The sequence below is a fragment of the Methylobrevis pamukkalensis genome, from assembly GCF_001720135.1.
Classification (GTDB): Bacteria; Pseudomonadota; Alphaproteobacteria; order Rhizobiales; family Pleomorphomonadaceae; genus Methylobrevis; species Methylobrevis pamukkalensis.
The window spans coordinates 1-6,277 of sequence record NZ_MCRJ01000167.1 but is presented as its reverse complement, the minus strand read 5'-3'; the positions used below and the strand labels follow the sequence as shown (position 1 = coordinate 6,277).

At 68.2% G+C, this 6,277-nt stretch carries 5 protein-coding genes, 1 tRNA gene and 1 pseudogene; 4 read left to right on the top strand and 3 right to left on the bottom strand.

The features are described from left to right. The 4 genes and pseudogenes from A6302_RS18875 to ligD all read left to right on the top strand — a co-directional run. Positions 1-759 (top strand): HWE histidine kinase domain-containing protein (locus A6302_RS18875; RefSeq protein WP_210183393.1); only part of this gene is annotated, 759 nt, incomplete at its 5' end. 166 nt (positions 760-925) lie between these two features. Continuing rightward, a pseudogene (ku, locus tag A6302_RS18870) lies at positions 926-1,830 on the top strand (non-homologous end joining protein Ku). 3 nt (positions 1,831-1,833) lie between these two features. Next, on the top strand, positions 1,834-2,724 hold the full coding sequence (locus A6302_RS26445) for a DNA polymerase ligase N-terminal domain-containing protein (protein ID WP_483428746.1): 891 nt from the start codon (positions 1,834-1,836) through the stop codon (positions 2,722-2,724). After that, entirely contained in the window at positions 2,610-4,433 is a 1,824-nt protein-coding gene (gene ligD, locus A6302_RS18865; RefSeq protein WP_483428747.1) for a DNA ligase D, read from the top strand. Before A6302_RS26445 ends, ligD begins: the two co-directional genes overlap by 115 nt. Before the next feature lie 3 nt (positions 4,434-4,436). Here ligD and ku (A6302_RS18860) read toward each other — a convergent pair whose 3' ends face one another. The 3 genes from ku (A6302_RS18860) to A6302_RS18850 form a co-directional block, all read right to left on the bottom strand. After that, entirely contained in the window at positions 4,437-5,243 is an 807-nt protein-coding gene (ku, locus tag A6302_RS18860) for a non-homologous end joining protein Ku (RefSeq protein ID WP_069308328.1), read from the bottom strand. Next, positions 5,243-5,623, bottom strand: coding sequence for a hypothetical protein (locus A6302_RS25920; RefSeq protein ID WP_342586309.1), 381 nt, complete (start codon positions 5,621-5,623; stop codon positions 5,243-5,245). Before A6302_RS25920 ends, ku (A6302_RS18860) begins: the two co-directional genes overlap by 1 nt. Positions 5,624-5,733: 110 nt before the next feature. Beyond that, positions 5,734-5,810: transfer RNA gene (locus A6302_RS18850), tRNA-Arg, on the bottom strand. Positions 5,811-6,277 lie beyond the last annotated feature (467 nt).

The window sequence follows — 6,277 nt, the reverse complement described above, 5'->3', positions numbered from 1 at the left end:
TATCCGGACCTCAAGGAGCATATCGCCACCGTGTTCCGGTCCGGCGAGCCGCTGGAGCACCAGTTGCCGAGGGACGCCGCCGGCAAGCATTTTCTCGTGCGTCTCATGCCTTACCGCAGCAACGGCGGGCGGACCAAGGGCGTCGTCGTGACGCTGCTCGACGTGACGACGCTGGCCGAGGCCGAGGAACACCAGCAGGTGCTGATCTCGGAACTGAACCACCGGGTGAAGAACATGCTGGCCGTGGTGATCAGCATCGCCAACCACACTTACGAGAAGACCCCCGCCCCGGAAGAGTTCCTCGCCGCCTTCACCGGCCGGCTCCATGCGATGGCACGGGCGTACGGGCTGCTGTCGCGCACCAACTGGAAGAATGCCGCGATCGGCGAACTGGTGCGGCAGGAGGTCGAGGCCTTCGACGCCGCACGCTTCGACCTCTCCGGCCCGAAGGGACATCTCTCCCCGCAGCAGGGCCTGTCGATCGGCATGGTGATCCACGAGCTGGCGACCAATGCCTCGAAATACGGCGCGCTCTCCAAACCGGGCGGAACGGTCCGCATCCTCTGGAGCACCGATCACCAGCGGTTCACGCTCACCTGGCAGGAACGGGACGGCCCGGCCGTGAACCGGCCCGAGCGGGAGGGCTTCGGCCTCACCCTCGTCAAGGGCGAGATCGGTTACCGCTTCGGCGGAACGGTGGAGACGCTGTTCGAGCCGACGGGCCTGATCGTGCGGATCTCCTTCGCGCTGAACGCTTGAGGACCGCCGGCCTCCTGCCCTGCCGGGGCCGGCCGGGGACCGCGACCGGAGCGCCCCTGCCCCGCAGGAACAAAGCCCGCACTGCGCTGTTCCAGAGCATGCTCTCCCCCGCTCCGCTGTTTCGGACGGCGCGCGGGGAGGCCGCAGGAACACAGGGAGCAACGGGGTGGCGCCACGAGCAAACTGGAAGGGCACGCTGAAGATCGCGGAAGTGACCTGCGCCGTCGCCCTCTACACGGCCGCCTCCACGTCGGAGCGCGTCGCCTTCCACACCATCAACCGCGCGACGGGCAACCGCGTCCACCGCGAATTCGTCGACAGCGAGACCGGCAAGCCGGTGGAGCGCGACGACCAGGTCAAGGGATACGAGGTCTCGTCCGGCGACTTCGTGATCCTGACGTCCGATGAGGTCGCCTCGGCGGTTCCCGAAAGCGACAAGACGCTCGCCCTCTCCGCCTTCATCGCCTGCGGCGATGTCGAAGACGTCTATTTCGACAAGCCTATTATCTCGCCCCCGCCGACGCGTCGGCGGTCGAGGCCTTCGTGCTCATCCGCGACGGGATGGCCCGGAAGAATGTCGCGGCGATCGGGCAGACGGTGCTGTTCCGCCGGATCCGCACCCTGCTGGTCCGCCCGCACGGCAACGGGTTGATCGCGACCACGCTCAACTACGACTACGAGGTGGTCTCCGAGACGGAGGCCTTCGACGACATTCCCGCAACCAAGATCGAGGGCGAAATGCTCGATCTCGCCGGCCACATCATCAAGACCAAGAAGGGCAAGTTCGATCCGAAGACCTTCGACGACCGCTATGACGCCGCGCTTGCCGAACTCGTGAAGGCGAAGCTGGAGGGTCGGAAGATCGAGGTCCGCAAGGAGCCGGAGCCGGGCAAGGTCGTCAGCCTGCTGGAAGCGCTGCGCGAGAGCGCGGGCAGCAAGTCCAGCAAGGCGAAGGCCGGCAAGGCAAAAGCCAGCAAGGCGAAAGGCGCCTCGCCTGCCAAGCGCAAGTCCGCGTCTGCGGGAAAGACGGCGGACGCGACGAAGGCGGCGCCCCGCCGCAAGGCGGGCTAGGCCATGGCGCTCGAGACCTACCGCAAGAAGCGCGACTTCACCGCCACGTCCGAGCCTAAGGGCCGGAAGGGCCGCAAGGGCAGCGGCAACAGCTTCGTCATCCAGAAACATGCGGCGCGGCGCCTCCACTATGATCTGCGGCTGGAGATGGACGGCGTGCTGCGCAGCTGGGCCGTGACCCGCGGCCCGAGCCTGGTGCCCGGCGACAAGCGCCTCGCCGTCCACGTCGAGGACCATCCGCTCGACTACGGCGACTTCGAGGGGACGATCCCGAAGGGCGAATACGGCGGCGGCACGGTGATCGTCTGGGATCGCGGCACCTGGTCGCCAGTCGGCGATGCCGACAAGGGCTATGCCAAGGGCCACCTCGAATTCGAACTCGACGGCACCAAGCTCGGCGGCCGCTGGCATCTCGTCCGCATGCACGGCAAGCCGGGCGAAAAGCGCGAGAACTGGCTGCTGATCAAGGGCGAGGACGATTTTGCCCGGGCGGAGGGCGCCGGCGACATCCTGGAGGAACGTCCGGAATCGGCCAAGACCGGCCGTGAGATTGCCGACGTTGCCGGCGAGGACCCCGGCTGGTCGTCGAAGACGGGCAAGATCGACAAGCCCGCGAAAGCCCAGCCCGCGAAGAAAAATACGGCGGCCGGCGCCAGCAAGCGGCCCGTTCGAAGAAGAAGGCCGAGCCGGAGCCGTCCGCGGCAACAGCGGCAGATGTGCCCGATCCGTCCACCTTCAAGGGCGCGAAGAAGGCGGCCCTGCCGGACTTCGTCGAGCCGATGCTGGCGACCCTCGTTGCCGCCGCGCCCTCCGGCGACACCTGGCTGCACGAGATCAAGTTCGACGGCTACCGCCTGCAGGCCCGCATCGAGGCGGGGCGGGTCAAGCTGCTGACCCGCAGCGGCCTCGACTGGACGAAGAAGTTCGGCAAGACGGTGGTGGCCGCGCTGCAGGATCTTTCCGTCGGCACGGCGATCCTCGACGGCGAACTGGTGGTGGAGACCGCGTCCGGCGCCTCGGACTTTTCCGCCCTGCAGGCCGACCTGAAGGAGGGCCGCAGCGACCGCTTCGTCTTCTATGCCTTCGATCTTCTCCATCTGGACGGCCACGACCTGCGCGCCCTGCCGCTGACGGACCGCAAGACCCTGCTGCGGCAGGTGGTGGGCGAGGCCGGCGGCCTCGTCCGCTTCAGCGACCATTTCGACGAGGGCGGCGCCATGGTGCTGCGCCACGCCTGCCGCCTCAGCCTCGAGGGCATCGTCTCCAAACTGCGCGACGCCCCCTACCGCACCGGGCGCGGCAAGAGCTGGGTGAAGTCGAAATGCTCCGCCCGGCAGGAGTTCGTCATCGGCGGATTCATGCCGTCGAGCGTGTCGCGCAAGGCGATCGGCTCGCTCGTCCTCGGCGTCTACGACGGAGGGGACCTGCACCATGTCGGGCGGGTCGGCACCGGCTTTTCGACCGCGGTCGCGGAAGACCTGTTTCGCAGGCTCGACCGGATGCGCGTCGCCGACAGCCCGTTCGGGGCGCCGCTGACGGCGGACGAGGCGCGGCAGGTCCGCTACGTGCGCCCGGAGCTCGTCGCCGAGGTCGAGTTCCGCGCCTGGACGGCCGACGGCCACCTGCGCCACGCCTCCTTCCGGGGCCTGCGCGAGGACAAGGCGGCGCGTGAGATCATCCGCGAAGTGCCGAAATCGGCAAAGGCCCCGCCGGCGCAGCGCCGGACCGTGCGGCTGACCCATCCCGATCGCCTCTACTGGCCGGACGACGGGGTGACCAAGGAGGGTCTGGCCGACTATTACGCCGAGATCTGGCGCCACATCGCCCCGCATGTGGTTCACCGCCCGCTCGCGCTGCTGCGCTGCCCGAACGGCATCACGGGCGAGGCCTTCTTCCAGAAGCACGCCTGGAAGGGGCTCAATCCGGCCATTGCTCTGGTGAAGGATCCGGCCGATCCGGACGGGGCACCGCTGATCAGCATCAACGACCTCGACGGCCTGATGGCCCTCGTCCAGTCGGCCGTCCTCGAGATCCATCCCTGGGGGGCGTCGCTGGAGGACTGGGAGCGGCCCGCCACGATCGTCATGGATCTCGACCCCGGCGAGGGGGTCGCCTGGACGAAAGTGATCGAGGCCGCACAGGAGGTGCGCCAGCGTCTGGAAGCGGCCGGCCTTTCGGCCTTCGTGAAGACCTCCGGCGGCAAGGGGCTTCACGTCGTCTCGCCGCTCAAGCCGAAGGCCGACTGGGCCGCGCTCAAGGCCTTCACCAAGGCCATGGCCGACGCCATGGCGGCGGACAGCCCGGACCGCTTCGTGTCGACGATCGCCAAATCGAAGCGGGGCGGCAAGATCCTCGTCGACTATCTGCGCAACCAGCGCGGATCGACGGCGGTCGCCGCCTTCTCGACCCGGGCGCGGCCGGGCGCGGCCGTCTCGGCCCCGCTGACCTGGGATGAACTCGGGCCGGGGATCGGCCCGGCCTATTTCACGGTCGCGACCATGCCGACGCGGCTGGCGGCGCTGAGCCGTGATCCCTGGGACGGGTTTCGCGCCGCCGGCGTGCCGCTGGAGGCGCCGCGCTCCGGCCGTAAAACGCGCACCTGAGCGTCAGCGCGTCTTGCGGCCGCTTTCCGAGGCGAGACTCTTCTTCAGCGCATCCATGATGCTGACGACGTTGTCCGGCCGCGCCTCGGGCTCGGCCTTGGGCTTCGCCGCCCGCTTGCGGCCCTTCTTCTTGGCGGCGATGATGTCGAGGAGCCTGGCCTGCACGGGATCGCCCACCATGTCGGGATCCCAGGAGGTCGTGCGCTCGTCGATCAGCTTCGTCACCAGCTTCATCAGGCCGGCATCGGGCTTGTCCGCGCCGACCTTGTCGAAATAGGCCGCCTCGTCGCGCACCTCGTCGCCGTAGCGCAGCGTCCAGACGAGGATGCCCTTGCCGCGGGGCTTCAGCAGCACCGCCCGCTCGCGCCGGTAGAGGACGAGCCGCGAGATGCCGACCATGCCGGTGGCGGCCATGGCCTCCCGGATCACCGAGAAGGCCTCCTCGCCCACCGTGTCGGCCGGGAGGAGATAGTGCGGCTTGTCGTACCAGACCCAGCCGATGCTTTCGCCGGGCACGAATGTCTCGATGTCGATGGTCCGGGCGCTTTCGAGGGCGACCGCCTCCAGTTCCTCGTCTTCCAGAAGGACGAAATCGTCCTCGCCCCGCGGGTAGCCCTTGACCTCGTCATCCTCGCCGACCGGCTTGCCGCTGACCGCGTCGACATAGCGGCTCTGCACCGGGTTGCCGGTCTTGCCGTTGAGGGTGCGGAAGCGGATCTTCTCGCTCTCGCTCGTCGCCGGCCGCATCGCCACCCGGCAGGTCACCAGCGACAGCTTGAGATAGCCCTTCCAGAAGCTGCGCGCCGCCATCAGCTCAGCCTCCGGGGCCGGGCGAACGCGGCGGCATGGTGCTCGGCATGGGCAATGTCCTCCTGCGTGACCGCGGGAACGGGATCGGACAGCATCGCCTGCAGGACCTCGCGGGAGATTCCCTCGTCCTCGAGCGCGGCCTCGAGGGCCGCACGGGTCTCCCGTTCGGCCCGCAGCAGCGCGGAGAGGGCGAGGATCAGCCGATCCCGCGCATCGAAAACTGACCTCTGATCGTCCATGGTGTCGGCCTGTCGTGATGTCTCCCGACTACAACGACCGCAGACGCCGCGCGTTCCGCTCGGCAGCCCTGCCCTCGCTTCTTTCCCGATCCGCACCAGCCGCTCGATGAGCCAGGGGCGCGAACAGCCCGCCGAGCGCAAGGAGAAGCTCCCGAAGGGCCATGCTAGCGGCCGCTTCGACGCGCAGATGAAGCAGAAAGCCGTCGGAAAACGACATGACTGGATGCGCGGGGCGATCACGAAGGAGAAAGTGGCGCACCCGACTGGATTCGAACCAGTGACCTCTGCCTTCGGAGGGCAGCACTCTATCCAGCTGAGCTACGGGTGCAACTCCGGGCGACGGGCTTGAGCCGTCGTGGACAGGTGATCCCTATAGCCGGTTTCGCGGCCAAGGCAAAGAGGGAAGTGGCGGGGATGTGGCGCGGCATGGCGCCGTGCGCGGGCGGGCGGCAGAGGTCACCGGACCGAAGCCCGTCGGGTGCGTGAGCGAGGCGGAGGGCGCGGAACGTGAGCTGCACATCGTCTGGTTGCCGGGATGCGAGCCAGCAGGATCTTCCGCTTGAACCGCGGCAACTGCAGGTGTTCTATCGTCCGACCTGACTGGCTCGGTCTCACCATGCACCGTCTCTTGATCCTCCTCGCTGTTCTCGCCGTGCTCGGTGTCTCGCCGGACGCGAACGCAGCTTCGAAGCGTTTCGGACCGTTCGAGGTCGATGCCGAGCGGCCGGACGTGATCGAACTCGACGGCGAGATCGGCCCCTATTCTGCGCTCGACTTCCGCAGAGCACTTGCGAT